This is a genomic window from Actinoplanes flavus, assembly GCF_017592555.1.
Lineage (GTDB): Bacteria > Actinomycetota > Actinomycetes > Mycobacteriales > Micromonosporaceae > Actinoplanes > Actinoplanes flavus.
This window is the reverse complement of record NZ_JAGFNS010000029.1, coordinates 64630-88814: the sequence shown is the minus strand read 5'-3', so window position 1 is coordinate 88814 and position 24185 is coordinate 64630. Positions and strand designations below refer to the sequence as shown.

Here is a 24185-nt window from a genome sequence, read left to right as displayed (position 1 = left end):
AGTGATCGACGGCCCGGTGCCACACCGGGCCGTCGCCGCGCATCCGGGCCGACGACTCACCCGGGCCTTCGGTCGACGATCCGGGAGACCTGGGCGACCGTCCCGTCGACCAGGTCGTACCGGGCGGCGACGATCTCCACCCCGTGCAGCGGGACCGCCACCCGCTGCCGCAACTGCTCGGCCGTGTAGACCGCGTGCCGGGCGACGATCTCCCCGGCGGTGACGGCGCCCTCCTCCCGGGCCCGCCGTACGCTCGACGCGATCCGCTCGGCGACCCCGCGGATGTGCCCGGGCGGCATGATCCCGTCGTCGACCAGCCGGATCGCCGCCGCCACCGCCCCGCACCGGTCGTGCCCGAGCACCACGATCAGCGTCGCACGCAGGTACCCGACCGCGTACTCGACCGACCCGAGCCCGGCGGTGTCCAGCGTGTGCCCCGCCGTCCGCACCACGAACAGGTCACCGACCCCCTGCCCGAACACGATCTCCACCGGCACCCGGGAGTCCGAGCAGCCCAGCACCACGGCCGCCAGCTGCTGCCCGCCCACCGTCTCGGCCCGCCGGGTCGCGGCCCGGCCGTCGGCCAGCCACCGCTCGTTACCGTCCAGCAGCCGCTTCCAGATCTCGTGCACAGGGGTCTCCCCCGGTCAGGTGAGGACGGCCTCGGTGACGGCCACCCGGTCCTCTTCAGTACCCCATCGATCAGCCGCTGAGGGTGGTTGATCCCCTCAACCGGGTACGGAATCACGGCCGGGATCGCACCCGACGGCCGACACGCCGCCACCAGGGGGTCGGCCGGGCTGCCGCGGGCTCCGGCGACGGTTCGGCCCGGTTCTCCCGCCAGCGGGCCACGACCGCCTCGGCGTCCACCCGGCGGGCGACCGGACCGTGGCCGGCCGGCCGCCGCCAGGACTCCTCGACCCGCTGGTTCAGCTCACCCACCACCCGCCGGACCGCCGCCTCGTCGAGTAGCCGGCCCACGGTGTGGTCGATGTCGTCGGCCTGCCGGCGCAGCAGCAGCGGAGCCGGCAGCGACAGGTCGGTGGACACGTCCTCGCGCCGCAGGTAGCCGCGCACCCACCAGTCCTCGTCGGCCTCCCCCTGCGGCAGCGGACGGCCCGTGCCGGGCAGCCCGTCGAAGTCGCCCCGGTCGGCCGCCTCCCCGATCCGCTGCTCGACCCACGACTCGTAACTCATGCCCGCCGGTTTGCGCTCACTCATCGCCGTCCAAGACTAGGCCCTGTCTCCCGGATCAGGCAGGGCCGCGGCGCGCCCAGGCGGCGCCCCGCTCCCCGGCGATCCGCGCGTCAGGGCCCGGGTCGCGCCACCACCCCGCGCACGGCCGATCAATCAGGCGCTCCCTCCAACATCGCGCCGCCCGCGCCCGGCCGAGCAATCACACTTCCTCCAACATCGCCCCGCGCCCGGCCGAGCGATCACACACTCCGCCCAACAGCGCCCCGCCCCGCGCACGCCCGCGCAATCACACCCCCGACAACGCCCGCCCCGCGCACGGCCGCGCGATCACGGGTTCCCTCCAGCGTCGTAGCGCCACAGGTCGGGCACGGTCCGGGCCAGCAGCGCGACCGTCAGCACGGTGAGCGTGCCACCGGCGACGATCGCCGCGCGGGCGCCGGCCGCCGCGCCGCCGAGCCCGTGCAGCGTGTTCGCCAGCTGTGGGCCGCCCATCAGGACGACGGTGAGCGAACCCTGGATCCGGCCGCGCAGGGCGTCATCGGTGTAGGCCTGGGAGATCGCGTTGCGGAACGTGCTCAGCACGAAGTTGACGGCCCCGCCCGCGCCTAGTGCCACCACGGCGACGAGCAGGTTCGGGGCCAGGCCGAGCAGGATCACGCAGCCGCCCCAGGCCATCGCGGCCGACGCCATCAGCGCGCCGTGCCGCCGGGCCCGGCCGAACGTCCCCGACAGCAGCCCGGCGAGCAGCACACCGGCCGGGTACGCGGCGTACAGCACCCCCAGCTCGGCGCCGCCGCCGGCCGCCCCGCCGTAGGTCCGCTCGGCCAGCTCCGGCATCAGCGCATGCGGCATCGCGAAGACCATCGCGGCCAGGTCCACGGCGAGGATCGCGACCAGCAACCGGTGCCCGGCGAGGTAGCGGAAGCCGTCACCGAGCCGCCGCAGCGTGCCCCCGGCGACGGCCGCCGGTGGGGGCATCGCCGGTAGCCGGGCCACCGCCCACAGCACCAACCCGAGCGCCAGCGCGTCGAACAGGTAGAGCGTGCCGAGCCCGACCACCGGAATCAGCATCCCGGCGAGCAGCGGCCCGGCGACCGCGCCGCTGTAGCGGGTCAGCGAGCTGAGGCTGTTGGCCGCGACGAGCAGCTCGCGCGGCACCACCCGGGGCACTGCGGCGCCCGTCGTGGTCAGGGTGACCCCGAGGCTCAGACCCTGCACCGCGACGAGCACGAGCAGCAGCGCGACCGAGTCCAGCCGGAGCAGCGAGTTCAGCCACAGCCCGAGATGGGACAGCCCGAGCCCGGCGTCACCGGCGATCAGTAGCCGCCGCCGGTCCATCGTGTCGGCGAGCACCCCCGACCACAGCGCCGACCCGGCGAGCGCGCACAACGAGACGGCCGCCGCCACCCCGACCATGCCCGACGATCCGGTGAGCGCGAACAGCTGCGTGGGCACCGCGACGAGACTGAACGACCCCCCGACCGCCGTGACCACCGAAGCCAGCCAGAGCCGCCGGAAGGCCGCCACCCGCAACGGTCGCCGATCAACCAGATACGCACCCCACCGCACGACGTCCTCCCATCCCGATCCCGGCGGAGCGAGCCTCGACCTTCCCCCAGGGGAAAGGTCAAGACGTGCCGTGTCCGTCCCGACCCGAGCCGGCGGACGGGACGTGGGCACGCGTCAATATCATCTGGGCATGGGGTTCTGGGGAACGCTGGCGAGCGACGGTGCGTTCGGCGAGCGGCTGCGCCGGTTCGGTGTCCGGTGACCGACTGGATCGACCCGCGACGGGACTGTTCCTGCCACATCTGCGAGCGCAACCGGGACGACGACGGCTGCCGTGACTGGCGGAACGCGACCGCCAAGCTGGTGCGGAAGCACGACTGGAGCGTCGTCGGCAACGGCGGTCACGACGGGGTTCCGGCCTGGGTCTACACGGTCGGGTTGTGGCACCGTCTGGGCAGCCCGGAGATCGCCATGTTCGGGCTGGGCCTGACCGACATGCAGAAGTGGCTGAACCGGCTCGGTGACCGGATTCTCGCGGGGCGGCCGCTGGGCCCGGACCGCCTCGTGCACGATGTGCTGGACGGGTTCCCGCTGGCGGTGCGCCCGGTGCACCCGGCCTGGTACCAACGCATGTTCGGGTCGGCTCTCAACTTCTACCGGCGGCCGCCGCTGCCGATCGTGCAGGTGGTGTGGCCGGACCGCCACGGGCTCTTCCCGTGGGAGGACGGCTGCGGCGACAACTGCCGAGCCGACCAGCCGGCGCTGTGGCTGCCGCCGGAGGAGAACGGGCACGGGCTGTGGGCCGACCTGGACGAGGTCCTGCCGTGGCCGTTCCCGGCGGACGGTGTCCGCGCGCAGGTCTTCACCCTGAACCGGATCGTCGAGGGCGGCGCCCCGGTCCGCGGGGTGATCCATGCGGCCGACGGATCGTGGCAGTTCGTCGACGGCGGCGAGATCACCGCCGGGGACATCCGGGTGGCGCATCTGCATCACCTGCTGGCCCGGCACCCACGGATCCGGGAGGTCGCCGACCTGGCCCCGGGCGAGCAGGCGTGGCTGAACGACGACGAGACCTGGGAACGCGACCGGGAGGAGCCGGAGTGACGACGTCCGGGCGATCGGTCAGTACCACCGGCCCGGTGTCGTCGCCCGCTGTTCCCGGCGCTGCGCCCGCGCGGCGATCACCACGACGATCGTGCAGACCAGCGCCACCAAGCCGACCGGGAACGGCGCCACCCACGTCGCGATGGCCATGATCGAGTCACGGTCGTAGTAGCCGAGCAGCGCCGAGGGCAGCACCACCACACCGACCATCAGGTGCGGGGCCAGCATCCACCACCAGTGCCCGCTGCCGCCGGCGCGCCGGATGACCACGACACCGGCCACCGTGATGATCAAACCGGCGGCGTACACGCCGAGCAGCGCCAGGATCCGGACACGGGCCGACGTCGACGCGGACTCGGCGGCGGCCAGCTCGGCGGGCGCCTCGTCCCAGCTCATGCCCGGGAAGCCGATCCGCTGCCACTGCCCGGACACGGCCCGGACGGCGAACCCGTCCCGGCCGTTCGCCGCCGCGACCACGTGCCCGCCGTCGACGTCGAGCACACCGATCGACACGGTCTGCAACTCGCCGACCTCGGTGTCCGGGTAGGTCTCGGCCAACAGCTTCTGATCTTTATCGGACAGTCGCCAGCTCTCGGTCCAGGGGCCGCCGGCCGGCCCGCTGGCTACGCCGATCTCACCCGGCACCGCCCGGTAACAGACCGCCGGGGCCGCCTCCGAGCAGCCGGGAGACCGGATCGGCCCCGGCCCCTCGGCCGAGTCCGTCCAGGTCAGACCACCGTCGAGGCTGACCGACCAGTCGGTGCCGTAGCCCTCCTCGTAGCCGAGGTACAGGGCGCCGTCGGTGACCGCCACGGTCTGCGCCATCGGGTGCGGCGCCGGGCTCGTCGCGGCCACCCCGGCCAGCGCCAGCGGCAGGAACACGGCCAGCCGCAACGCCCGCAACCAGCGCGGAGCCGGCCGCACCGGGCGTCGCGCGACCCACCACGCCACCCCGAGGAACGGCAGCGCCAGCAGATCGGTGGGGTCGGCCCGGATCAGCGTCGGCGTCACCGCGCTCCATGCCGAAGACGCGAGCTCAGCACCGTACCCCGTCGCCTTGACCAGGAGAAACCCGACGCCCACGGTGAGAATCGCACCGGGCGCGACCCACCGGAACGCCGCGCGTGGCGCGATGAGGCCGGTCACGGCCGCGAGCAGCGGCGGCGCCAGCACCATCCCGGCCGCGTCGCTGAGCTTCCCGGTCACCCAACCCGGCCACACGGCTTTCAGAACATGGTCATTAACGGCCAGCAGCACCAGCGCGGTCACGGTGACCGGATGCCCCGACCAGGCGAGCGCCTTCCCCCGAACGGCATTCATGGTGGTCACTCTCGCCGCCGGACGTCACGCTCCGGTCCCGGAAGAACACCATTCGGGGTACGCCGACCCGAACCCGATCCGGAGAATGCCCGGCCTCAGGGCTTCCGGCCCACCCCGCCGTAGAGGGCGACCTGCGCGTCGGTGAATCCGGTCGGCTCCTCCGGCCGCCACGACAGGATCGGCACGACACCCGGGTCGACCAGCTCCAGGCCGGTGAAGAACCGCTCCACCTCGGCCCGCCCGCGCAGCCGGGCGTCGATCCCCTGCCGCCGCATGATCTCGGTGAACCGCGCCCACGACTCCGGATCATGATCGGCGGTGATGTGCGAGATCACCAGATGGCTGCCACTGGGCAGGCGGGTCATCAGCTTCTCGACGATGCCGTACGGATCGTGGTCGTCCACCACGAAGTGCAGCAGCGCGAACATCAGCACCGCGACCGGTTCGCCGAGATCCAGCACGTTCCGCAGCTCGGGCGCGTCGAGGATGGCGGCGCCGTCCTCGAGATCGGCGTCCACGTAGGCGGTGCGCCCCTCGGGCGTGCTGGTCAGCAGTGCCCGTGCGTGCGCCAGAACCAGCGGATCGTTGTCGGCGTAGACGATCCGGGCCGCCGGGTTCACCGCCTGCGCCACCTCGTGCACGTTCGGCGAGGTGGGCAGTCCCGTGCCGATGTCCAGGAACTGCCGCACCCCGGACTCGGCCAGGTAGCGCACGGTCCGGCGCAGGAACGCCCGGTTCTGCCGGGGCGCGGTCGCCGCGTTCGGGTTGGCCTTCAGCCCTTCGGCCACGGCGGCCCGGTCGGCGGCGAAGTTGTCCTTGCCGCCCAGCAGGACGTCGTAGACCCGCGCGGGATGGGGACGCCCGGTGTCCAGGGGTTCGCCCACAGCTCCTCCAGCCGTCGACCGATGATCCACACAGGATAGTCGCCCACCACGATGGGCGGGGGCTGGCGGCAGAGTGGGCGAGGGAAGGCCCGCGGAAGCACCGATCTCAGCCCGGCGGGCGCGGCACAGGCCGGACCCGGCAGCGAGCCCGCGCCGCACGGACGGGACGGTCCACCGGAACGGGGACGGCGTCGCGCGTACCGGAAAATCGCCGGAACCGAGGCGCGGAGCCGGACCATGGAAGCGCACCGGGCTTCACGATGCCCGGCCGGCGAGGGCCCATCGCCGGGAGGCCATCCGGGCCGGGCTGGACCGGCCGTCGCTCACCAGCTGACGCCGATGGTGGTGAAGAACCACAGGGCGGAGGTCAGCCACAATCCGGCCACCGCGGCGAGTACCACCCCGCCGGCCACCGGCAGCGCCCACCCGCTGCCCCGGCCCGGCCGGCTGAGCAGCAGCATCTTCGTCGCGAACGCGCCGTAGAACAGGCACCCGAACAGTGAGTGGGCCAGCACCCGGGGTGTGTCGAAGCGCAACCCGAAGCGGTAGAGGCAGTGCACCGCGACCGGCACCGACAGCAGCAGGGCGAGCCGTCCGTTCCATCGGTGCAGACCGGCGACCCACCCGGGCGCCGACCGGGTCCGGTAGATCACCGCGGCGCTGACCACCTGCACGAACGCGAGGATCCCGACCCCGGTCGCCAGCCACACCTTCGCGGTCTGCAGGCGCAGGAAACCGGCGACGTCGGCGGTGCCGACCGGCTCGTGCAGGCGGCCGTAGACGCCCAGCACGACCGCGACGCCGACACCGGCGACCAGCGGGAGCCACACCCGGGGCCGCAACGGCGTCGCGGTCGGCACGGTCAGAAACCCTCTCCGGTCTCGGCGTCCACGCTGGTGCCGGTGACCGTCTCGCCGTCGATCGTGGTGGTACGGGTGGCGACGTCCAGGCGCGGCGCCGGACCGGGCACCTCGGCCCGGCTCAGCACGCCGACCTGGGTGCCGTCGGCCAGGACGATCCAGCCACCGTCGACGCTGGCGCCGCCGACCCGGCCGGCCAGCCGGTACAGCCCGGACGGCTTGCGCACCACACCGATCTCGAAGCGGTGGGTGGCGCCCTGGACGGTCAGTTCACCGGCCGCGCGGCGGGCGTCGAACAGGCCGGTGATCCGGCTCTCCTTCTTACCGGTCAGGTTGAGCAGGCCGTTCTGGGCGGTGCCCTTGAGCCACACCTCCAGCCGGTCGCCGTCGCAGACGTAGGCGATCGCCACCCCGTCCCGGATCGAGATGGCCAGCGTGCCGGCGTCGTCCTCGACCTTGCCGGCCAGCGTGACCCGCAGCCGCTCGGCGCTCGGCGTGTTCAGCGGCGGCAGGGCCACCTCGGTGGTCGGCGGCAGGGTCGCGGCCGGCGCGGGCGAGCCGGTGGCCTCCACCGGCGACACCTTCGGCGGCACGCTGACCTGGGTGACCAGGCGGCTGGAGCGTTCCCCCGCGCTGGCGGTCATGGTGACGCCGGCCATGACGGCGGCGGCCACCACCGCGGCGGCCAGGGTGATCAGCGGACCCCGCCGCCAGCGGGACGGCTCACGCGGTGGCGCGGGCGCCGGATCGTACGGCCCGGTGCCGGGCAGCCGGCCCGCCCAGGTGCCGATGGTGTCCCGCTGCCCGGGCGCGGCCGGCGGCCCCGGCGTCACGAACGCGGCCCGCGGCGGCTGCGGCGGAGCGGGCGGCGGGAACTGCGGCGGCGGCAGTTGCGGCGGCGGGAACCCGAGCGGCAGCGTGGCCGGCTCGGGATCGTGGTCAGCGGCCGGCACGACCGGCCCCGGCGGCCCGGAAAAGCCGGTGGCCGGCCCCGGCGGCCCGGAAAAGCCGGTAGCCGGCCCCGGCGGCCCGGAGAAGCCGGGGACCGGAGCCGGCGCGGGGCGCGTACCCGTACCCCCGAAAGACGCACCCACCGCGAACTGCCGCAGATAGGCCGCCACCCGCCGGGCCGGCGGCCGTCGCCGGGGATCGGCGGCCAGACAGTCGCGTGCCACCGGCCCGAGCGGCCCCGGCAGCGCCGACGGATCCCCGGTGGCCCGCCCGGTGGTCATCTCCAGCAGCAGCACGCCGAGCGACCACACGTCGGCCGCCGGCGTCGGCGCCGCACCCTGGAAGATCTCCGGGGCGGTGTACCCGGGTGTCCCGCCGGCCGCGCCCCGATCGGCGTCGTTGAGCAGTACCGCCACCCCGAAGTCGGTGATCCGGATCTCCGGCGGCGTGGATCCCCGGCGGACCAGGATGTTCTCCGGTTTGAGGTCGAGGTGCACGACGCCGTGCTCGTGTGCGGCGGCCAGCGCGGCGGCGACCTGCGCGGCGACCGTGACGACTTCGCCGGGGGTGAGCCGCCCGCCGCGCATCGACAGGTAGCGCCGCAGGTGGGGACCGTCGACGAACTCCATGACGAGGGCCAGGGTGCCGCCCTCCACGATCAGGTCCCGCAGCCGCACGATCGACGGATGGTCGAGGGCGCGCAGGGCCGCCTCCTCGCGGAGGAACAGCTCCCGGACACGGCGGTCCCCGGCGAGTTCGGGGCGCAGGAGCTTCGCGGCCAGCGGCACGCCGCCGTGCCGGCTGGTCGCCCGCCGCACGACCGCCATCGCGCCGCGGCCGATCTCCTCGTGCAGCAGGTACTCCCTGCCGAGCGGTTCCTGACCGGCCATCCCGTTACCCCTTGCCCATAGATCGGCTATGCGCCACCGACTGTCATAACCACGTTGATCTTTTTCCGGTTCACGGCGTCGCCCATCAATGCAGAACATTGTTCTCGGGGCCGTGCGGTCATCGCAATCTTCTTCACACCTGCACATGACGTCGATCAATGTGGACAACAATGATGTTGATGAACGCCAAGGTCACGTACACGCAGGTAGGCGCCACCCGGGAGGCGGTCCTGCCGGCCGGGTACAAACACGTGCGCCGCGACGTCGACATCGGCGCCGGAGGGGAGACGTTCGACCGGGCCGTCACCGCGCTACTGCATTGGCGAATGCACCGGGCCGCCGGAATCGGCGTCACCGCGGCCGGTCCGGCGACCCCCGGTCAGCCGGTCCTGCTGCGGTTCGGGGTGGCCGCGCCGGTCCGGGTGATCTACCGCGTGGACCTACCGGACCGGCAGGGGTTCGCCTACGGGACGCTGCCCGGGCATCCCGAGTGCGGCGAGGAGGCGTTCCTCGTCCATCTGACCGGAAGCGGCCGGGTCCGCTTCCGGATCACCGCGTTCTCCCGGCCGGCCACGCTGCTCGCCCGGCTGGGCGGGCCGGTGACCGGCCTGATCCAGGTCTACGTCACCAACCGCTACGTCTCCGCGCTGCGCGACCTGTCCGGAAGGTGACGGCCACAGCCGCCACGCCGCCGCGGAGAGGCCCACGTCACGGCGCTAAGGTGCTGGTCGGAGCCGAGTGACGGGGAGCGGGATGGACGACCACCGGTGGATGAGCCACGCGATCGAGCTGGCGCATCGCTGTCCCGCGTCGACGTCCGCGTTCTCGGTCGGGGCGGTGATCGTCGATCCGGACGGCCGGGAGCTGGCCGGCGGCTGGTCCCGCGACTCCGATCCGCGGGTGCACGCCGAGGAGTCCGCGCTGGTCCGGGTGGGTGACCGGGCCCGGCTGCGGGGCGCGACCATGTACAGCACATTGGAACCCTGCTCGAAACGCGCCAGCCGCCCGCACGCCACCTGCGCCAGCTTGATCATCGCGGCCGGGATCCCCCGGGTGGTCATCGCCTGGCGTGAGCCCGATCTCTTCGTGACCTGCGAGGGTGTCGCGCTGCTGATCGCCGCCGGCATCGAGGTGGTCGAGCTGCCCGAGTTCGCCGCGGCGGCACGCGCGGCCAACGCGCATCTCGCCCTTTGACCCCCTTCATCGGTACGCGGTGCGAACGGTTCCGCCGATCGGCTACGGCCGGGCGGCCCGTCCCGGCCGTCGCCCGCTTCCGGGCGTAAGTTTTTCCGTCCGGCGCTGAACGCCGCACCCCATCGATGCGTACTCACTGTTACCAGGCTCACGGCCAGAATCGGTGAGGAGAGGACCATGACAGTCCAGGAACTGCAGCATCGGGAGGCCCTGCACCACTCCGGAGCGATCGTGCGCAGCCGCCGTTTCGCGACGCAGTTCGAGGTGGACGGGCATGTGCTGACACTGGGCGTCGAACCGGGTGTGCGCGGCGGCCTCTACTACCTGCCAAGTGCTCCCACCTGGGACGACGGCACACCGGTGCCGCGCGACATCGTGGCCGGCATGCAGAACGTGATCGAGGAGGTCGAGCGGTTCTGGGGCCACTGGCCGGAGTTCCGCGCGGTCCTCTGACGGTCCGCTCCCGCAGGGTCCCGGAACTCATCCGCGGCGGTTACTGATCGTGTTGTGTCAGAGGTGCCCGGTACCGTGCCGGGCATGACGGATCAGCTTCGGATCGGCGACGTGGCGGTCACCCCGCTGCCCGGCGGCGGCTACGGCGCCTGCCAGATCAGCGAGATCACCGGCGAGCATGTGACGCTGCACGCGCTGGACTGGTCCTCGCCGCAGCCACCCGTGCTGGCCGAGCTCAGCGGCGCCGGCCTCGTGGCCCTCGACCACCACAGCTGGACCGGCCGGATCGCGCAGATCTCGGTCTTCCCGCAGAACCATCCGATGCCGCCGGATCTCGAGTGGATCGGCAATCTGCCGGTGCCACCCGGTGTCCCGGCCGGCGGCACCGCCTTCTCCGGCTGGCAGTCCCCGGTCGCCGACATGGTCCGGCAGCGGCGCTGGGAGCGGCTTCCCGAGCCGGTTCGGGCGGCCTACCGGGCCTTGCGCCCGCCCGAGCCGGTCACCGCCGATCTGGGCGCCGGGCCGGTCACGCTGACGACCGCCCTCGGGCATCTCGACCTGCGGTCCGGTGACATCCCGCTGCCCGCATCCGGCCCGGTCGACTGGAGCGTCCTCGACCGGCTGCCCCGCTGCACGCAGATCACCTGGTCCGGGCCTGATCGCGGGCTCACCGCGGCGCTGGCCCGGCATCCGCTGGTCACCGGGGTGCACTGGGTCGACGCCCCGCCCCTGGTCGACCTCAGCGAGACGTCGGTGCTGTCCCTGCGGGCCTCCGGTGACCAACTGCGGGAGATCCGGTTGCCCGCCGGCGCGCACCACCTGGATCTGGGGCCGACCGGGTCGCCGTGCACGGTCCGGGCCGCCGACCGGGGCCGCTGGCTGAGACTGGCGCTCTTCCTGGTCACCCCGTCGACGCCGGCGCCGTCCGGGCTCGACGGGGTGCGGCAGGTGTCGCTGACCGGCGCGGGCGTGCTGTCCGCCGCCACCGTGGCCGGCCTGCGCGACATGCACACCCTACGACTGCAGTGGGGCGCGGCGCCGGGCCGCCTCGACGACCCGGCGGCGCTCGCCGGTCTGCCCGGGCTGCGGCTGCTGGAGATGGTCGACGCGTACGGGGTGGACGCCGATGTGCTGACCCACCTGCCGGGTCTGCGGCACCTCGACATCCACGGCCTGCGCGGGTCGGTGGCCAAGGAACTGCGGGCGCGCCTCCGGCGTACCGAGGTGGGGTTGTCGCTGGCCGGCGCCAAGTCGGACAGCTGGCTGGCCGCCAACATGGACAACCCGTTCCGCGACTGGGCCGACGACCACCCGAAAGCCGGAGCCGCCGCCTGCAAGGCGTTCGCCGCCGCGCTGCGGGCCGTCGACCGGCTGCCCGCCACCCGCACTCCCGCCGACGCCGAGCCGATCCTGCGCACCCTGGTGGAGGCGATCAACCAGGTCGACGAGAAATGGGAAATCGTCGACACGCTGCGCCGCGAGGAGGCCGGAGACGCTTTCGCCGGCTTGGCCGAGCGGGCCGGTGTCCCCACCCCAACCGCAGAGGACTGGTTCGACAAGTGGCGCGATTTCTGACCGGCTCCCCCACTTGACCAACACCCCAACGTCCGCAGCCCGGTTCAGCCCAATCTCGTCCAGACCGCGGGAAGCAGGATTGCGGCGTCGGCGCTCACGGCCCGCGGGTCTACGACGGGGCCTGGATCGTGATCCGCACCGCGTTCGCCGCAGCCACCGCGGATGGGTCCTGGCCCGCCGGTCGATCAGCATCCGCGAATCGCTCTACCGGTGTTGAGGCTGAGGTCGCACGAGAAGGCTCGGGTGAGGTCGAGATCGTGGGCGAAGGCATGGGGCAGGTCGAGTCCGAAGACGCAGACGCAGTCGAGAGGCTGGGGCAAGATCGTGGTCGATGATGCGGACCACCCACGTCGTCACGCGAGCCCTACCGTCCTCAGCGGACTGAGGATCCCTTCGCATCCACACCCTTGACTGAACCGGTCTGGCTGCGCGTTCTCGCCGGGCACTCCGGCAGGGTGGCCGCCGGAGGATACGATGATCTTGCTTCGCAGACCGAGGAGAACGCCACATGGCAGGGACGGTCGAGGGGATCGTCATCAAAGGCTCCACGCCGCCCGAAGGGCCGCTGCCCGCCGGTGCCACGGCGACACCGCTGGACGTCGCGGGATTCTGGTTCATCGACATCACCAGCGAGACGCGCGCTGCGCTGGGGCATGACGGCGGCGACCGGCGAGTCAGCGGCGGATTCTTCGAGCTGAGCGTCGGCGTCGAACGGTGGGCCCGGGAGCTGTCCGCCGACGGCGACGTGATGTACGTGTTCTCCGAGTTCTTCGGCGGCACCGGCACGCACGACGTCGTCGCCTGGCGCAACGGTGAGGTTCTCTTCGGGCCGTGGCTGACCAGCACCTCGAACGACGGGCCGCCCCGCGCCTGGGTCACGCGCGACGACATGGCGATCAACAAAGGGCTGCGCGCCCTCGGCGTGCGTGCTCGCTACGAGATCGACGAGTTCGCACAAGTGGGACTTGACCGATACTGACCGGGACGCCCGCTTCCCGATCCGATACGGCGAGGTCACATCGGTGTTCGACCATTCTCCCATTGCCGGGGGCGCCAAGTCTGACGGTGAATCGCCGTTCATGCCGGTGGCGACGAACCTCGGCTCTGTCCAGGTAGGTCCCGACCGTGACCGCCCACCGCGCGTACCCCAGCGACTTCTCCGACGCCCGACGGGCGCTGCGTATTCAGAAGCCGGCGGCTTCCCCGTCGTCAAACGGCGCTGGATCGTGGAGCGAGGCCTGGGCTGGCTGATGGCGCACCGCAGGCTCGCCCGCGACCACGAGACCCGCCCAGACAGCTCCGAAGCCATGATCCACATCGCAATGATCGGCAACGTCAGCCGCAGAACGACGGACGAAGCAACACCTACCTGGATAGCTCACGACCAACAGGGCATGATCGGCCACGGTGCATCGCTATTGGAGAACGGACACGGCCCAGCACGGGCGGACGGTTCGGGAGAGGTCAGCGGGCCTGGGCCTGGAGCTGGGACACCACCGCGGTGACGGTGCCGGCCGGGATCGCGAAGCCGAGGCCCACACTGCCGGTGCTGTCGCCGGCCGTGGCGATCGCTACGTTGATGCCGACCACCCGGCCGGAGGTGTCGACCAGCGCGCCGCCGGAGTTGCCCTGGTTGATCGCCGCGTCGGTCTGCAGCAGGCCGGTGAGCTTCTCACCGCCGGTGTCGACGCTGCGGTCGAGGGCGGAGACGATGCCCGAGGTGACAGTTCCCTCCAGGCCGAGCGGGGCGCCGAAGGCCAGCACCGTGTCGCCGACCGCCACACTGTCGCCGGTGGCGAAGGTGACCGGGGTGAGACCGGACAGGCCCGCCGCCTGGACCAGGGCCAGGTCGTGGGTGGCGTCGGTGGCGATCACCCGCGCCGGGGCGGTCTGCCCGGTCGACAGGCGCACGCTGACCGCGCCGTCCGCCGCCACCACGTGGTTGTTGGTCAGGATGAGACCGTCCGCGCTCAGTACCACGCCGGAGCCCAGCGACGACGAGCGGGCGCTGTCGACGAGGACGGTCACGACGCTCGGCTGCACCTGGGCCACGATCGGCGCCAGGTCCCCCGTTTCGGCGATCGTCGTCGGCGCGGCGGAGGCCGGCGCGGAACCGCCACGCAGGTAGTGCTCGGCGAGCAACGCGCCGCCGCCGCCCCCACCGGCGATCAGGGCCAGGATCGCCGCGCCGCCCGCGACCCGGCGCCGCCAGCGGGGATCCCTGGGCGTTTCCCACGTCACCGGCGGGACACCCGTCGGCGGAAGGTCGTAGGCGACGCGCTCGCCGGCGTCACGGGTCCGGTCGTCCAGGGCGGGGCGGCTCAGCAGGTCGGTCATGCCCTCGAGGTTCCGCTCCGATCTTGTTTCGGAGCGGTGAGCCGTCTGTGACTTCGCTGTACGCCCCGGTAGCCCTTCCGGGTAGCCCCGGCGCGGCGGCTCGCATGTGCGCCGCGGATGTCTAGGGTCGGCCGGATGCTGCTCCCCAACCTTCCCCCGAGCGCCCCACCCGCTCCCCCCACGGTGGTCCCGGCGAGTTCCGCCATCGCGGTCCGGCCCTGCGGATCGACGTCGGAAACGATGGCCACACCGCCCGTCGCCGTCGCCGCATGCACCCGGCCCGCCTCGGTGGCGCAGCTCGGTGACGGCCCGGCGGACCGGCTGGACCGGCCGGAATCGTCGACCGTCGGCGTTGCGGTTTCGCACAGTTCCGAGCTTCCTTTCACGAAACTCACAGGCGGACGGATCGGGCGCCCGCGACCGACGGTGGAACGGCGGCCCTTCGGTCCGACCATCAACGAGCCCGCGGCGGCACTGCGCTCTCCCCGGTCGGCCGACCCCCGGGAGGCACGATGAGCAAGCTCGCGAACAAGCCCACCAGCCCGTCGCGACGGCGGAATGCGGTGGGGCACAAGGCGCTGAGCAGGGCCGGGCTCGTGGTGCTGGCGGTCGTGCCGTTGCTTTCCGGCTGTGTGGGCGCGTCACCCGTACCGGAATGGAAAGACCCGGAACCGATCGGCGCGGCACCCAGCGTGACCGGCCCGGTGGCCGCGGTGGGCAGCGCGGGGACCGGAATCGGCCCGACCGGTCCGGTGGCCGCGCCGGGCAGCCCGGGCGCCGTGACCGGCACGCCGCCGGAGACGGATGACGGGGCTCAGGCGGTGATCGGCGACGAGTTCCTCGACGCGGTACGCGGCGAACTGCCCGCCGTGGCGATGGACCGGCGCAGCGAGGAGATCACCGAGCTGGGCGGGCAGGCGTGCTCGTCCTTGGCGGCCGGCAACGACCGCGCCGAGGCAGCCGCCGAGCTGACCGAATCCGGTCTGGAACCGGTGGACGCCCGCCGTCTCGTGACACTGGCCCGAAGGACGCTCTGCCAGTCCTAGGATCGCCGGAGCCAGGCTGGGATCCCCAAAGCCAGTCCTAGAGGCTGGGATCGCCGGAGCCAGTCCTAGGATCGCCGGGCCAGGCCGTTGGGCCGACTCGGCGCCGCGTTTCGGCTTCATCAACGACCGGCCCGTTCGAGCAGATCGAACCGCTGGACCAGATGGCCCGGTGCTCTTCCTGACCCGGAGTAACCGCCGTCTCCTACCGCGCGCTGCCCGCTTCCGAACAGCGTCACGACGCGTTACCCCTCACGGCTGGATCGGCCGAAAGTCGTAGCCGCGCACAGGTCCTGAAGACGGCAGGCAGATGTTCGGCACAGGTCCCGCCGAGATGCTGGGTTCATCACGACGCACCGGGAGGTCACGATGTCAGCACGAGGAATGCTCAGCGTGGTCGGCAGCGCGGTCGGCGGTCTGATCGGCTGGAACGAGCCGGTCCCGCCGGCCGATCCGGAGGTGCTGCGCGCGCTCTTCGCCGACCTGGGCGTCCGGATCTCCCCGGATGACGCCCAACTGGCCGAGGCGGTCCGCTACTTCCAGATCCGGACCGGCCTTCCGGTCGACGGCGAGGCGGGCCCGCGGACGGTTCATCTCCTCACCCGGTACGCCGCGGAGGCGCGTGAACTGTCCCGGATCCGCGCCGCCTGACTCGGCTGAAGGCCTCTGTCGGGTGATGCCGGTGCGGTTCCGGCGTGGCTAGGGTGAGGCGCGATGAGCGACCAGTTGATCACCTACTACGACGACGCGACCGGCGAGCGTACCGGGCTGACCGCCGCCGAGCTGGGCGTCTGGGTCGCGGCGACGGCCGCGCTGCTCAGCGGGGAGTGCGGGCTGCGCCGCGGCAGCCGGGCCGGGGTGCTGCTGCCGCCGCACTGGCAGACGGCGGCGGTGCTGCTCGGGGCGTGGGCGGCCGGAATCGAGGTGTCGTTCCGCGGGTGGGGCGCGGCCGGGCTGGATCCGGACACCGGGCCGGCTCTGGACGTGACGTTCGTGGAGCGGCGCCGGGTCGGCAGCTGGCTGGAGGATGTGCCGCCCGCGCCGCACCAGTTCGTGCTCGGTCTGGCTCCCGGTGGCGGGCCGAGCCCGGATGTTCCGCCCGGCTATCGCGACTTTCCGCCCGCGGCGCGGTCCCATCTGGGCACGCCACCACCTTCGGGCGGGGTCGCGGTGGGTGAGACGGCGACGGTCGACGGCACGACCTTCGGGGAGTACGGCGCAGCCGCGGCCGCCGTGGCCGGAGCGCGGGGCATCGTGGCCGGGGATCGGGTGCTGGTCGACACGGTGGCCTGCGAGGATCCGCTGATCTGGCTGATGGCGCCGCTGACCGCCGGGGCGTCGATCGTGTTGTGCGCCAACATGGACCGGTCCCGACTGGACGACCGGATCATGGCCGAAGGTGTCACCCGGTTCCTCTGATGATCGGCTTCCACATTGGATGCCGCTGCCGTACGGTCCGCGCATGGAGGTTTTCGATCAACTCGCTGAGAAGTATCAGGGCGAGCACAGCCATAATCCCGTTCAGATCGCGCTCGTGCAGCGGCTCGCCGGTCTGCTGCCGGCCGGCGCCGCGGTGCTCGACCTGGGCTGCGGCACGGGTGTGCCCACCGCCAAGCTGCTGACCGAATCCGATCACCAGGTGGTCGGTGTGGACATTTCCGAGGGCATGCTGCGGGTGGCCCGCGAGCAGGTGCCCGCCGCCGAGTTCGTGCACGCCGACTTCGCCGACCTGCCCGCCGACTTCGGCCGGTTCGAGGCGGCGACCGCGTTCTTCTCGCTGCTCATGCTCTCCAAGGAGCGGATCGAGAAGAGCCTCGACCTCGTCGCCGGCTGGCTGAAACCGGGCGGTTACCTGGCTATCGGCATGGTCAACTTCGACGGTGACAGTCTTCCGTTCGAGTTCCTCGGCGTGCCGGTGACCGTCTCCGGCTACCTGCAGGACGACTTGGCCGCGGTCGTCGAGGCGCACGGCTTCACCGTGGTCAGCATCGAGACGGTCGAGTTCGTCCCGCCCGGCGGCCCGGCGGAGAGCCAGATCTTCGTGCTCGCCCAGTTGCCGGCCTGATTTCGGTTCGGAGGTCGCGGGGCGCTGCTGTTAGCGTCCCGCGCATGGGACACCAGATCACGGCGCTGCTGGTCGCCGAGCCGTTCGACGAGGCCGCGGCCCGGGAGTGGGACGTCGAGGGGCTGCCTCTCGGTCATGACCTGCGGCTGATCCACATCAGTCTCGCCTACGCGTCCTATCAGCAGCGTCTTCGCCGGGTCGGGACGCTCCTCGACGTACCCGATGATTTCCCGCCGATCTTCCCCCGGGAGGCCGTGCTGGCCGATCTGGCCGCGTCGGTCACCGGCCGGAGCCCGGCGCCGTTCGCCGTGATCATGACCGAATACTTCGGCGGCGTAGGTGACCAGTGGGCATGCGTCTTCCACGACGGCGCGCGGGTCGCGGCCGTGGAGGACATCAACGGCGCGCTTCGCGCTCTGGGTGTACGCCCGGACGCCGGCTTCGACGAATTCGACACCGTCGGTCTGGGAGCTCACCGCCGTACACCGGACGCGCTGGACCGTTACGACCTGCTGGACTGATGCCATCCGCAAACCCGAAGCCCACGGACGCGAAACCCCATGGGCACGGGCGCGAAGGAAGATGAACGCGGACACGAAGCCCCACGAACGCGGACGCAAAGCGCCATGAACACAGCCCGAAGCCCAATAGGCACGGACGCGAAGCGCCATGAGCACAGGCGCGAAGGAAGATGAACCCGGACACGAAGCCCCACGAACGCGGACGCAAAGCGCCATGAACACAGCCCGAAGCCCAATAGGCACGGACGCGAAGCCCATGGGCACGCGCGCGAAGGAAAATCACCGCGGACACGAAGCCCCGTGGGCGCGGACGCGAAGCGCCATCAACGGGCACGGTGAACGGCGGCGCGCCGCTCAGCCGCGGAGGTCGCGGCGCATGCAGACTCGGGGCCAGCGGTCCAGGCCGATGGCCGCCTCGTGGTCGCGGACCGCACGGAGGCCCTCGGTGAGCGTGTCCCCGTCCAGGTCGACGAAGCCGCACCGCCGGTAGTACGGCGCGTTCCACGGAACATCCACGAAGGTGGTCAGTGTCAGCGCCGGCATGCCGGCGCCCCGCGCGTAGTCGGCGACGTGCTCGATCAGCCGCCGCCCGATGCCCTGCCGGGCGTGGGCGGGATCCACCGACACCTGCTCGATGTGCAGGTTGCCGTCGATCAGGTCGGCGATCAGGTAGGCGACCGGCACGTCAGCGCCACCGGCGACGGTGGCCACCCACGCGCGGCCCGCCTCGACATACTCCGACAGTTGGTCGATCGATGGCGGTTCGTCGTCGGCGATCTCCGTCATGCCGATGACACGGAACGGTTCGCCGGCCGCCCGCTCGATGTCCTGCAACCGGGTGAGATCGCCGGTCCGGGCCGCCCTGATTCGCATCCGGTGATTCTGCCCGCACCCGTGCACCTGCCGAAATCGATTTCACTGATCGAAGTCGATCACTACCTTCGGTGACTCGGCGAGGCTCTGGCAGGTGAGCACGAACCCGTCGGCGACCTCCGCCTCCTCCAGCGCGAAGTTGCGCCGCATCGTCACCTCGCCGTCGGTGACCCGGGCCCGGCATGTGCCGCACACCCCACCCTTGCAGGCGAACGGCAGGTCCGGCCGGGCCGTCTGCGCCCCTTCGAGCAGCGTGACGCCCTCGGGCACGGCGACCGTCGTGGACCGTCCGTCCAGAATCACGGTGACCTCGCGGCTCGGCCCCCGGGCGGTGTCCTCGGAGCGGACCGGCGCGGGCGGCGCCTCGTCCACCCAGAACAGCTCCCGGTGGATCCGCGCGGCGGGCACTCCCGACTCGCTGAGCACCTCGATCGCGTCGGTCACCATGCCGAACGGGCCGCACAGCCACCAGTGCCCGACCGCCGGCACGTCGATCAGCGCGGGCAGCAGTGCCCGGAGCCGGTCCGCGTCGAGGCGGCCGCTGAACAGCTCGGTCTCCCGTGGCTCCCGGGAGAGGACGTGGACGAGTTCCAGCCGGTCCGGATGGAGGTCCTTCAGGTCGGCGAGCTCCTCGGCGAACATCACCGTGTCCGCGCGCCGGTTGCCGTAGAACAGGCTGACGTCGGTGTCCGGCCGCCGCAGCAGCGACGCCGCGATCGACAGCAGCGGGGTGATGCCGGATCCGGCGCCGATCAGCACGTGGCGGCCGCCGGCTTCCAGGTCCGGGGTGAACGTACCGGACGGCGGCGCGACCTCGACCAGGTCACCGGGCCGCAACTGGTGGACGATCCACGCCGAGACGCGGCCGCCGGGCACCTCACGCACCCCGATACGCGGCGCGGCGCCCACGGGTGCACAGATCGAGTACGTCCGCCGCTCACCCTCTCGATGCACGGTCAGGGACTGCCCCGGCCGGAACCGGAACCGCTCCCCCAGCTCGTCGGGCACGTCGAAGGTGACGGCGACCGCGTCGTCGCAGAGCCGGTCGACGGCCGCGACCCGCAGCGGGTGGAATCCGAGGGCGCTCATCTCAGATCTCCCGCATGTGCTCGAAGGGTTCCCGGCAGGCCGGGCATCGCCGCAGTTCACGGCAGGCGGTGGCACCGAACGCGGCGAGTGTCTCGGTGTCGGTGTGCCCGCAGCGTGGGCAGGAGACCGCGGTCGGCCGCGGGCTCAGGTTGATCGGAATCGGTCCGGTCGCTCGGACGGGTGCCGCCCCCGGCGGGGCGATGCCCGCCTCGGCGAGCTTGCGCCGCCCGGATGCGCTGATCCAGTCGGTGGTCCAGGGAGGAGCGATCACGGTACGCACTTCGGCGCGCCCGAATCCGGCCTGCCGCAGAGCGCTTCGGATGTCCGCCCGAATGCTCTCCATGGCCGGGCATCCCGAGTAGGTGGGCGTGATCGTCACCAGCACCCCGTCCTCGTCCTGCCGCACCTCACGGATCACTCCGAGCTCGGCGAGCGTGAGCATCGGGAGCTCCGGGTCGGTGACGGCGCCGACCACCTCGGCCGCGGTGCCGGTCACCACGCACCTCCGGGCACCGATCGCGCCACCCCTTGCATCTCGTCCAGGATCTCGGCGAGCGCGGGCGTGTGCTCCCCGGCCCGCCCCGACGGCTGCGCATCCGCGGCGCCGGAGGGAACCGGCTGTGCGGTGAGGGTCGCGGTCTGGAGGACGTGCGTCCAGACCTGGGTGAACTCGGCCTCCAGCGTGGCCGGGTCCACGGCGGCGCCCGCCTCGGCGAGCCGCGCCTCGGTGGGGTGGGAGAGGAACAGCTCGGCCAGTTGCGGGGCCAGGGTCTCGACCGCGGCCCGCATCCGGTCGTGGGAGAGCGGGGTGCCGTCGCCCAGCCGGACCACCCACTGGGCCGCGTAGTCGCGGTGGTAGGTGACCTCCTTGACGCCCTTGGCGGCGATCGCCGCGAGCATCGGGTCGCGGGAGGCGGTCAGCCGGTCGAGCAGCGCGAGCCGCCACGTGGACAGGGCGAACAGCCGGGCCACCAGGTGGGCGAAGTCGGCGTCGGCGCGTTCGGCGAGGCGGACGTTGCGGAAGCCGGAGGGGTCGCGCCGCATCGCCAGGTCGTCCTCGTCGCGGCCCCAGCCCTCGGCCACGCCGGCCCGGGTGAGTAGCAGGCGGGCCTGGCCGAGCAGGTCGAGGCCGATGTTGGCGAGGGCCAGCTCGTCCTCCAGCTCGGGGGCGCGGGTCACCCACTGCTGGAGGCGGTGGGACAGGATGAGCGCGTCGTCGCCGAGCATCAGGCAGTACTCGGCGAGGTCGGCTCGGTCCACCCCGTCCGGCAGGTCGCCGGGCACCCCGGCGAGCTTGTCGACGAAGCCGGTCCCGTAGGCCCATCGGGCATCGTCGTCGTGGTCGGTGAGCGCGTGGTAAGCGTCGTCGAAGGCCATGTCCGGGCTCTCAGATGTGCGGAACGTTGTCGGGGATGGCGTAGTGGGTGGGATGCCTGTACACCTTGTCGGCGCTGGGCTCGAAGAACGCGTCCCGGTCGGCCGGATCGCTGGCGGCGACCGCGTCCGACCGGACGACCCAGATGCTGACGCCCTCGTTGCGCCGGGTGTAGAGGTCGCGGGCGTGGTGCAGCGCCATCTCGTGATCGGCCGCCCGCAGCGACCCCACGTGCACGTGGTTGAGCCCGCGCTTCGCCCGCACGAACACCTCGAACAGCGGCCACTCGTGCCGGGTCATCGCTCCCCCTCCAGGATCGAAGCGGCGGAGGAGGTGGCCCGGGGGGGGGGGGGGGGGGGGGGGGGGGGGGCGCGGCCGCCGCCTCGCGGACCCACGCCCCGTCCTCATCGGCCGCACGCCGCCGCCGCAACCGTTGTGCGTTCATCGGCCCGTCACCGGAGATGACCCGCCGCAACTCGTCCCAGTCCGGCCGGCCGAAGTCGTGGTGGCCGCGCTCGGGGTTCCACCGCAGGTCGGGGTCGGGCAGCGTGACACCGAGCGCCTCAGCCTGCGGCACGGTCATGTCGACGAACCGTTGCCGCAGCTCGTCGTTGGTGTGCCGCTTGATCTTCCAAGCCATCGACTGGGCCGTGTTGGGTGAGTCGGCGTCCGGCGGGCCGAACATCATCAGCGACGGCCACCACCAGCGGTCGACGGCGTCCTGCACCATCTCCCGCTGGGCCGGCGTGCCCCGCATCATCGTCATGAGCAGCTCGTATCCCTGCCGCTGATGGAACGACTCCTCCTTGCAGATGCGGATCATGGCGCGGGCGTACGGCCCGTACGAGCTACGGCAGAGCGGCACCTGATTGCAGATGGCCGCCCCGTCGACGAGCCAGCCGATCACTCCGACGTCGGCGAACGACCGCGTCGGATAGTTGAAGATCGACGAGTATTTCTGCCGGCCCTCGATGAGCCGGCGGGTCAGGTCACCACGGTCGGCGCCCAGCGTCTCCGCCGCCGAGTAGAGGTAGAGCCCGTGCCCCGCCTCGTCCTGCACCTTGGCGAGCAGGATCGCCTTGCGCCGCAGCGTGGGCGCCCGGGTGATCCAGTCTCCTTCCGGCTGCATGCCGATGATCTCGGAGTGCGCGTGCTGGGCGATCTGCCGCACCATCGTGCGCCGGTAGCCCTCCGGCATGTCGTCGGCCGGCTCGATCCGCTGATCGCGCGCGATGGCCTCGTCGAAGCCGGTGGGGGCAGAGTCGACGGTGCTCACACCGGCCGCCGCGACTGGAGGGTGAAGAACCGGCCGGCCACGAACCAGTCGTCGGTCAGCGAGGCGGTGGCCGCCGGGTTCGCCCCGGTGCCGTGCAGGTCGCTGAACGCGGCCGTCTGGTTCACGAACACGCCGCCGGTCAGGTTTTCCGAGAGGTGCACGCCGGCGTCGAGCGCGGCCTCGCGGGCCGACTCCAGCACGGCGGGCGAGGTGGAGTGCACGAGCGCGCTGAGGGCGCCGTGTGCCCGGACGGTTTCGGTGAAGATCCGCAGGCTGTGCTCGGTCGAGTCGGTGGTGATCAGGAACGAGACCGGCCCGAACCACTCCCGGGTGTAGGTCTTCTCGTCGGCCGCGTCGAGCCGGGCCACCAGCGGCGTCCGGATGGTCGCGCCGGGGAACTGCTCGTCGGCGATCGCGGTGGACGGGTGCACGACGCCCGGGGCGGTGCCCGCCTCGGTGAGGCGCGCGAACACCCCGTCGTTGACGATGGCCCCGAGTGTCCCGGCGGCCCGGCGCGGGTCGCCGAGCAGCTTGTCGAGGGCCGCGCCCAGGTCGGCGGCGAACTCCTCGACGTCGCGGTGGCCGGCGTCGGTGTCGATGCCGTCGCGCGGGATCAGCAGGTTCTGCGGGGTGGTGCACATCTGGCCGCTGTACAGCGAGAGGGAGAACGCCAGGTTGCGCAGCAGGCCCTGGTAGTCGGCGGTGGAGTCGAGGACGACGGTGTTGAGCCCGGCCTTCTCGGTGTAGACGACGGCCTGCCGGGCATTCGCCTCCAGCCAGTCGCCGAACTCGCTGGAGCCGGTGAAGTCGACGATCCGCACGTCGGGGTGGGTGGCCAGGGTCGCGGCGACGCCGTCACCGGGCTCCTCGGCGGCGAGGGTCACCACGTCGGGGTTGAGGCCGGCCTCGGCGAGGACCTCGCGGCAGACCTGGACGGTGATGGCGAGCGGCAGGACCGCGCCCGGGTGCGGCTTGACGATCACCGGGTTGCCGGTGACGAGGCTGGCGAAGAGGCCGGGGAATCCGTTCCACGTCGGGAAGGTGGTGCAGCCGATGACCAGGCCGACGCCGCGCCCGGTGACGGTGGCCGTCTTGGCCAGCTCGAGCTGCCCCTTGGTCCAGCGGGACTCGGACGGCAGCCGGGTGGTGGCGGCGAGCGCGCACGCCACGGCCTCCAGGCCGCGGTCGAGCGCGTGGGTGCCGCCGGCCTGGAAGGCCATCACGAAGGCCTGGCCGGTGGTGTGCTGCACGGCGTGGGCCAGCTCGAAGACCCGGGCGTGCAGGCGGCTGAGGATCTCGGCGGCGACGCCGGCCCGGCCGGTGGGGCCGGCCGCGCGCCAGCCGGGGGTGGCGGCCCGGGCGGCGGCGATCAGGGCGAGCGGGTCGGCTTTCGGATAGCTGATCCCCAGCTCGATGCCATAGGGAGAGCGCTCGGTGGACACGCTGCCCACAGCGCCCGGCACGTCGAGCGGGAAGGGCTGGCCGAGCAGGCCGGTGAAGGCCCGGTCGCCGGTGGGCGCGGCCTCCTCGCCGTAGACCGACTTGCTGGGCGACTCCGGATAGGCCGACCAGTAGTCACGCGCCGCGGTCGCGGTGACCGCGCGGTCCAGCAGCTCGCGGTGGGTGGTGTAGAGCTCAGCGGGACTCGTCATGCCTCCATTAACCGCCC

25 protein-coding genes and 2 pseudogenes are annotated in these 24185 nt (G+C 72.4%); 12 read left to right on the top strand and 15 right to left on the bottom strand.

The annotated features are described in order from the left end of the window. Positions 1-56: 56 nt before the first annotated feature. From J5X75_RS34105 to J5X75_RS34095, 3 genes are all read right to left on the bottom strand, one after another. The gene (locus J5X75_RS34105; RefSeq protein WP_208471751.1) at positions 57-632 is read right to left on the bottom strand and encodes a carbonic anhydrase; all 576 of its coding nucleotides are present in this window, start codon (positions 630-632) and stop codon (positions 57-59) included. A gap of 112 nt (positions 633-744) precedes the next feature. Then, positions 745-1221 carry a DnaJ family domain-containing protein gene (locus tag J5X75_RS34100; protein WP_208471750.1) on the bottom strand — a complete coding sequence of 159 codons (477 nt, stop codon included), beginning with the start codon at positions 1219-1221 and terminating at the stop codon, positions 745-747. A 303-nt stretch (positions 1222-1524) separates the two neighbouring features. Continuing rightward, positions 1525-2766 carry an MFS transporter gene (locus J5X75_RS34095; protein ID WP_208471749.1) on the bottom strand — a complete coding sequence of 414 codons (1242 nt, stop codon included), beginning with the start codon at positions 2764-2766 and terminating at the stop codon, positions 1525-1527. Positions 2767-2964: 198 nt separating this feature from the next. Between J5X75_RS34095 and J5X75_RS34090 the strand changes: the two genes are divergently transcribed. After that, positions 2965-3810: a DUF4262 domain-containing protein gene (locus J5X75_RS34090; RefSeq protein ID WP_208471748.1), complete on the top strand. Its 846-nt coding sequence runs from the start codon at positions 2965-2967 to the stop codon at positions 3808-3810. An 18-nt stretch (positions 3811-3828) separates the two neighbouring features. Here the strand turns inward: J5X75_RS34090 and J5X75_RS34085 are convergent, their stop codons facing one another. From J5X75_RS34085 to J5X75_RS34070, 4 genes are all read right to left on the bottom strand, one after another. Beyond that, positions 3829-5130, bottom strand: coding sequence for a hypothetical protein (locus J5X75_RS34085; RefSeq protein ID WP_208471747.1), 1302 nt, complete (start codon positions 5128-5130; stop codon positions 3829-3831). A gap of 95 nt (positions 5131-5225) precedes the next feature. Then, positions 5226-6014, bottom strand: coding sequence for an SAM-dependent methyltransferase (locus tag J5X75_RS34080; protein ID WP_208471746.1), 789 nt, complete (start codon positions 6012-6014; stop codon positions 5226-5228). Between the two features lie 323 nt (positions 6015-6337). Continuing rightward, the gene (locus J5X75_RS34075; RefSeq protein ID WP_208471745.1) at positions 6338-6874 is read right to left on the bottom strand and encodes a DUF6529 family protein; all 537 of its coding nucleotides are present in this window, start codon (positions 6872-6874) and stop codon (positions 6338-6340) included. A 2-nt stretch (positions 6875-6876) separates the two neighbouring features. Then, positions 6877-8715: a protein kinase domain-containing protein gene (locus J5X75_RS34070; RefSeq protein WP_208471744.1), complete on the bottom strand. Its 1839-nt coding sequence runs from the start codon at positions 8713-8715 to the stop codon at positions 6877-6879. Positions 8716-8894: 179 nt separating this feature from the next. Here J5X75_RS34070 and J5X75_RS34065 point away from each other — a divergent pair, with 179 nt between their 5' ends. The 6 genes and pseudogenes from J5X75_RS34065 to J5X75_RS34040 form a co-directional block, all read left to right on the top strand. After that, positions 8895-9386, top strand: a complete 492-nt coding sequence (locus J5X75_RS34065) for a DUF1990 domain-containing protein (protein ID WP_208471743.1) — start codon at positions 8895-8897, stop codon at positions 9384-9386. A gap of 82 nt (positions 9387-9468) precedes the next feature. Further along, the gene (locus tag J5X75_RS34060) at positions 9469-9909 is read left to right on the top strand and encodes a deaminase (protein ID WP_208471742.1); all 441 of its coding nucleotides are present in this window, start codon (positions 9469-9471) and stop codon (positions 9907-9909) included. Between the two features lie 177 nt (positions 9910-10086). After that, on the top strand, positions 10087-10362 hold the full coding sequence (locus J5X75_RS34055; protein ID WP_208471741.1) for a hypothetical protein: 276 nt from the start codon (positions 10087-10089) through the stop codon (positions 10360-10362). An 84-nt stretch (positions 10363-10446) separates the two neighbouring features. After that, on the top strand, positions 10447-11937 hold the full coding sequence (locus J5X75_RS34050; RefSeq protein ID WP_208471740.1) for an ACT domain-containing protein: 1491 nt from the start codon (positions 10447-10449) through the stop codon (positions 11935-11937). 508 nt (positions 11938-12445) lie between these two features. Further along, positions 12446-12916 carry a hypothetical protein gene (locus J5X75_RS34045; protein ID WP_208471739.1) on the top strand — a complete coding sequence of 157 codons (471 nt, stop codon included), beginning with the start codon at positions 12446-12448 and terminating at the stop codon, positions 12914-12916. Between the two features lie 208 nt (positions 12917-13124). Then, positions 13125-13310: pseudogene (locus J5X75_RS34040) on the top strand (IS5/IS1182 family transposase); the annotation flags it as partial. Between the two features lie 91 nt (positions 13311-13401). Here J5X75_RS34040 and J5X75_RS34035 read toward each other — a convergent pair. Next, a complete protein-coding gene (locus tag J5X75_RS34035) occupies positions 13402-14274 on the bottom strand; it encodes a S1C family serine protease (protein ID WP_208471738.1) in 873 nt (290 codons plus the stop codon). Positions 14275-14786: 512 nt separating this feature from the next. Here J5X75_RS34035 and J5X75_RS34030 point away from each other — a divergent pair. The 5 genes from J5X75_RS34030 (at position 14787) to J5X75_RS34010 (ending at position 17903) form a co-directional block, all read left to right on the top strand. After that, on the top strand, positions 14787-15320 hold the full coding sequence (locus tag J5X75_RS34030) for a DUF732 domain-containing protein (protein WP_208471737.1): 534 nt from the start codon (positions 14787-14789) through the stop codon (positions 15318-15320). Between the two features lie 366 nt (positions 15321-15686). Continuing rightward, positions 15687-15968 (top strand): peptidoglycan-binding protein, encoded by a 282-nt coding sequence (locus J5X75_RS34025; RefSeq protein ID WP_208471736.1) that lies wholly within the window; start codon positions 15687-15689, stop codon positions 15966-15968. A gap of 63 nt (positions 15969-16031) precedes the next feature. Then, entirely contained in the window at positions 16032-16736 is a 705-nt protein-coding gene (locus J5X75_RS34020; protein ID WP_208471735.1) for a TIGR03089 family protein, read from the top strand. A gap of 43 nt (positions 16737-16779) precedes the next feature. Next, positions 16780-17382 (top strand): class I SAM-dependent methyltransferase, encoded by a 603-nt coding sequence (locus tag J5X75_RS34015; RefSeq protein ID WP_238490444.1) that lies wholly within the window; start codon positions 16780-16782, stop codon positions 17380-17382. 44 nt (positions 17383-17426) lie between these two features. Then, entirely contained in the window at positions 17427-17903 is a 477-nt protein-coding gene (locus J5X75_RS34010) for a hypothetical protein (protein ID WP_208471733.1), read from the top strand. A 354-nt stretch (positions 17904-18257) separates the two neighbouring features. Here the strand turns inward: J5X75_RS34010 and J5X75_RS34005 are convergent, their stop codons facing one another. The 7 genes and pseudogenes from J5X75_RS34005 to paaN all read right to left on the bottom strand — a co-directional run bounded on the left by J5X75_RS34005 (position 18258) and on the right by paaN (position 24168). After that, the gene (locus J5X75_RS34005) at positions 18258-18776 is read right to left on the bottom strand and encodes a GNAT family N-acetyltransferase (RefSeq protein WP_208471732.1); all 519 of its coding nucleotides are present in this window, start codon (positions 18774-18776) and stop codon (positions 18258-18260) included. A 42-nt stretch (positions 18777-18818) separates the two neighbouring features. Further along, on the bottom strand, positions 18819-19865 hold the full coding sequence (paaE, locus tag J5X75_RS34000) for a 1,2-phenylacetyl-CoA epoxidase subunit PaaE (RefSeq protein ID WP_208471731.1): 1047 nt from the start codon (positions 19863-19865) through the stop codon (positions 18819-18821). 1 nt (position 19866) lies between these two features. Beyond that, positions 19867-20361, bottom strand: a complete 495-nt coding sequence (paaD, locus tag J5X75_RS33995) for a 1,2-phenylacetyl-CoA epoxidase subunit PaaD (protein WP_307798441.1) — start codon at positions 20359-20361, stop codon at positions 19867-19869. Continuing rightward, positions 20358-21242, bottom strand: a complete 885-nt coding sequence (gene paaC / locus J5X75_RS33990; protein ID WP_208471730.1) for a 1,2-phenylacetyl-CoA epoxidase subunit PaaC — start codon at positions 21240-21242, stop codon at positions 20358-20360. Before paaC ends, paaD begins: the two co-directional genes overlap by 4 nt. 10 nt (positions 21243-21252) lie before the next feature. Next, positions 21253-21540, bottom strand: coding sequence for a 1,2-phenylacetyl-CoA epoxidase subunit PaaB (gene paaB / locus J5X75_RS33985; protein WP_208471729.1), 288 nt, complete (start codon positions 21538-21540; stop codon positions 21253-21255). 70 nt (positions 21541-21610) lie between these two features. Further along, positions 21611-22438: pseudogene (gene paaA, locus J5X75_RS33980) on the bottom strand (1,2-phenylacetyl-CoA epoxidase subunit PaaA); the annotation flags it as partial. 74 nt (positions 22439-22512) lie between these two features. Continuing rightward, on the bottom strand, positions 22513-24168 hold the full coding sequence (gene paaN / locus J5X75_RS33975) for a phenylacetic acid degradation protein PaaN (protein ID WP_208471728.1): 1656 nt from the start codon (positions 24166-24168) through the stop codon (positions 22513-22515). Between the last annotated feature and the right edge of the window lie 17 nt (positions 24169-24185).

What these genes read in the sequence shown, in the direction of transcription:
- J5X75_RS34015 (WP_238490444.1), top strand. Translation starts at nt 16,780, where the DNA reads ATGGAGGTTTTCGATCAACTCGCTGAGAAGTATCAGGGCGAGCACAGC.
- paaE (WP_208471731.1), bottom strand. Translation starts at nt 19,865, where the DNA reads ATGAGCGCCCTCGGATTCCACCCGCTGCGGGTCGCGGCCGTCGACCGG.
- J5X75_RS34010 (WP_208471733.1), top strand. Translation starts at nt 17,427, where the DNA reads ATGGGACACCAGATCACGGCGCTGCTGGTCGCCGAGCCGTTCGACGAG.
- J5X75_RS34050 (WP_208471740.1), top strand. Translation starts at nt 10,447, where the DNA reads ATGACGGATCAGCTTCGGATCGGCGACGTGGCGGTCACCCCGCTGCCC.
- J5X75_RS34060 (WP_208471742.1), top strand. Translation starts at nt 9,469, where the DNA reads ATGGACGACCACCGGTGGATGAGCCACGCGATCGAGCTGGCGCATCGC.
- J5X75_RS34045 (WP_208471739.1), top strand. Translation starts at nt 12,446, where the DNA reads ATGGCAGGGACGGTCGAGGGGATCGTCATCAAAGGCTCCACGCCGCCC.
- J5X75_RS34065 (WP_208471743.1), top strand. Translation starts at nt 8,895, where the DNA reads ATGAACGCCAAGGTCACGTACACGCAGGTAGGCGCCACCCGGGAGGCG.
- J5X75_RS34100 (WP_208471750.1), bottom strand. Translation starts at nt 1,221, where the DNA reads ATGAGTGAGCGCAAACCGGCGGGCATGAGTTACGAGTCGTGGGTCGAG.
- J5X75_RS34025 (WP_208471736.1), top strand. Translation starts at nt 15,687, where the DNA reads ATGTCAGCACGAGGAATGCTCAGCGTGGTCGGCAGCGCGGTCGGCGGT.
- paaB (WP_208471729.1), bottom strand. Translation starts at nt 21,540, where the DNA reads ATGACCCGGCACGAGTGGCCGCTGTTCGAGGTGTTCGTGCGGGCGAAG.
- paaN (WP_208471728.1), bottom strand. Translation starts at nt 24,168, where the DNA reads ATGACGAGTCCCGCTGAGCTCTACACCACCCACCGCGAGCTGCTGGAC.
- paaC (WP_208471730.1), bottom strand. Translation starts at nt 21,242, where the DNA reads ATGGCCTTCGACGACGCTTACCACGCGCTCACCGACCACGACGACGAT.
- J5X75_RS34035 (WP_208471738.1), bottom strand. Translation starts at nt 14,274, where the DNA reads ATGACCGACCTGCTGAGCCGCCCCGCCCTGGACGACCGGACCCGTGAC.
- J5X75_RS34070 (WP_208471744.1), bottom strand. Translation starts at nt 8,715, where the DNA reads ATGGCCGGTCAGGAACCGCTCGGCAGGGAGTACCTGCTGCACGAGGAG.
- J5X75_RS34005 (WP_208471732.1), bottom strand. Translation starts at nt 18,776, where the DNA reads ATGCGAATCAGGGCGGCCCGGACCGGCGATCTCACCCGGTTGCAGGAC.
- J5X75_RS34055 (WP_208471741.1), top strand. Translation starts at nt 10,087, where the DNA reads ATGACAGTCCAGGAACTGCAGCATCGGGAGGCCCTGCACCACTCCGGA.
- J5X75_RS34085 (WP_208471747.1), bottom strand. Translation starts at nt 5,130, where the DNA reads ATGAATGCCGTTCGGGGGAAGGCGCTCGCCTGGTCGGGGCATCCGGTC.
- J5X75_RS34030 (WP_208471737.1), top strand. Translation starts at nt 14,787, where the DNA reads ATGAGCAAGCTCGCGAACAAGCCCACCAGCCCGTCGCGACGGCGGAAT.
- J5X75_RS34020 (WP_208471735.1), top strand. Translation starts at nt 16,032, where the DNA reads ATGAGCGACCAGTTGATCACCTACTACGACGACGCGACCGGCGAGCGT.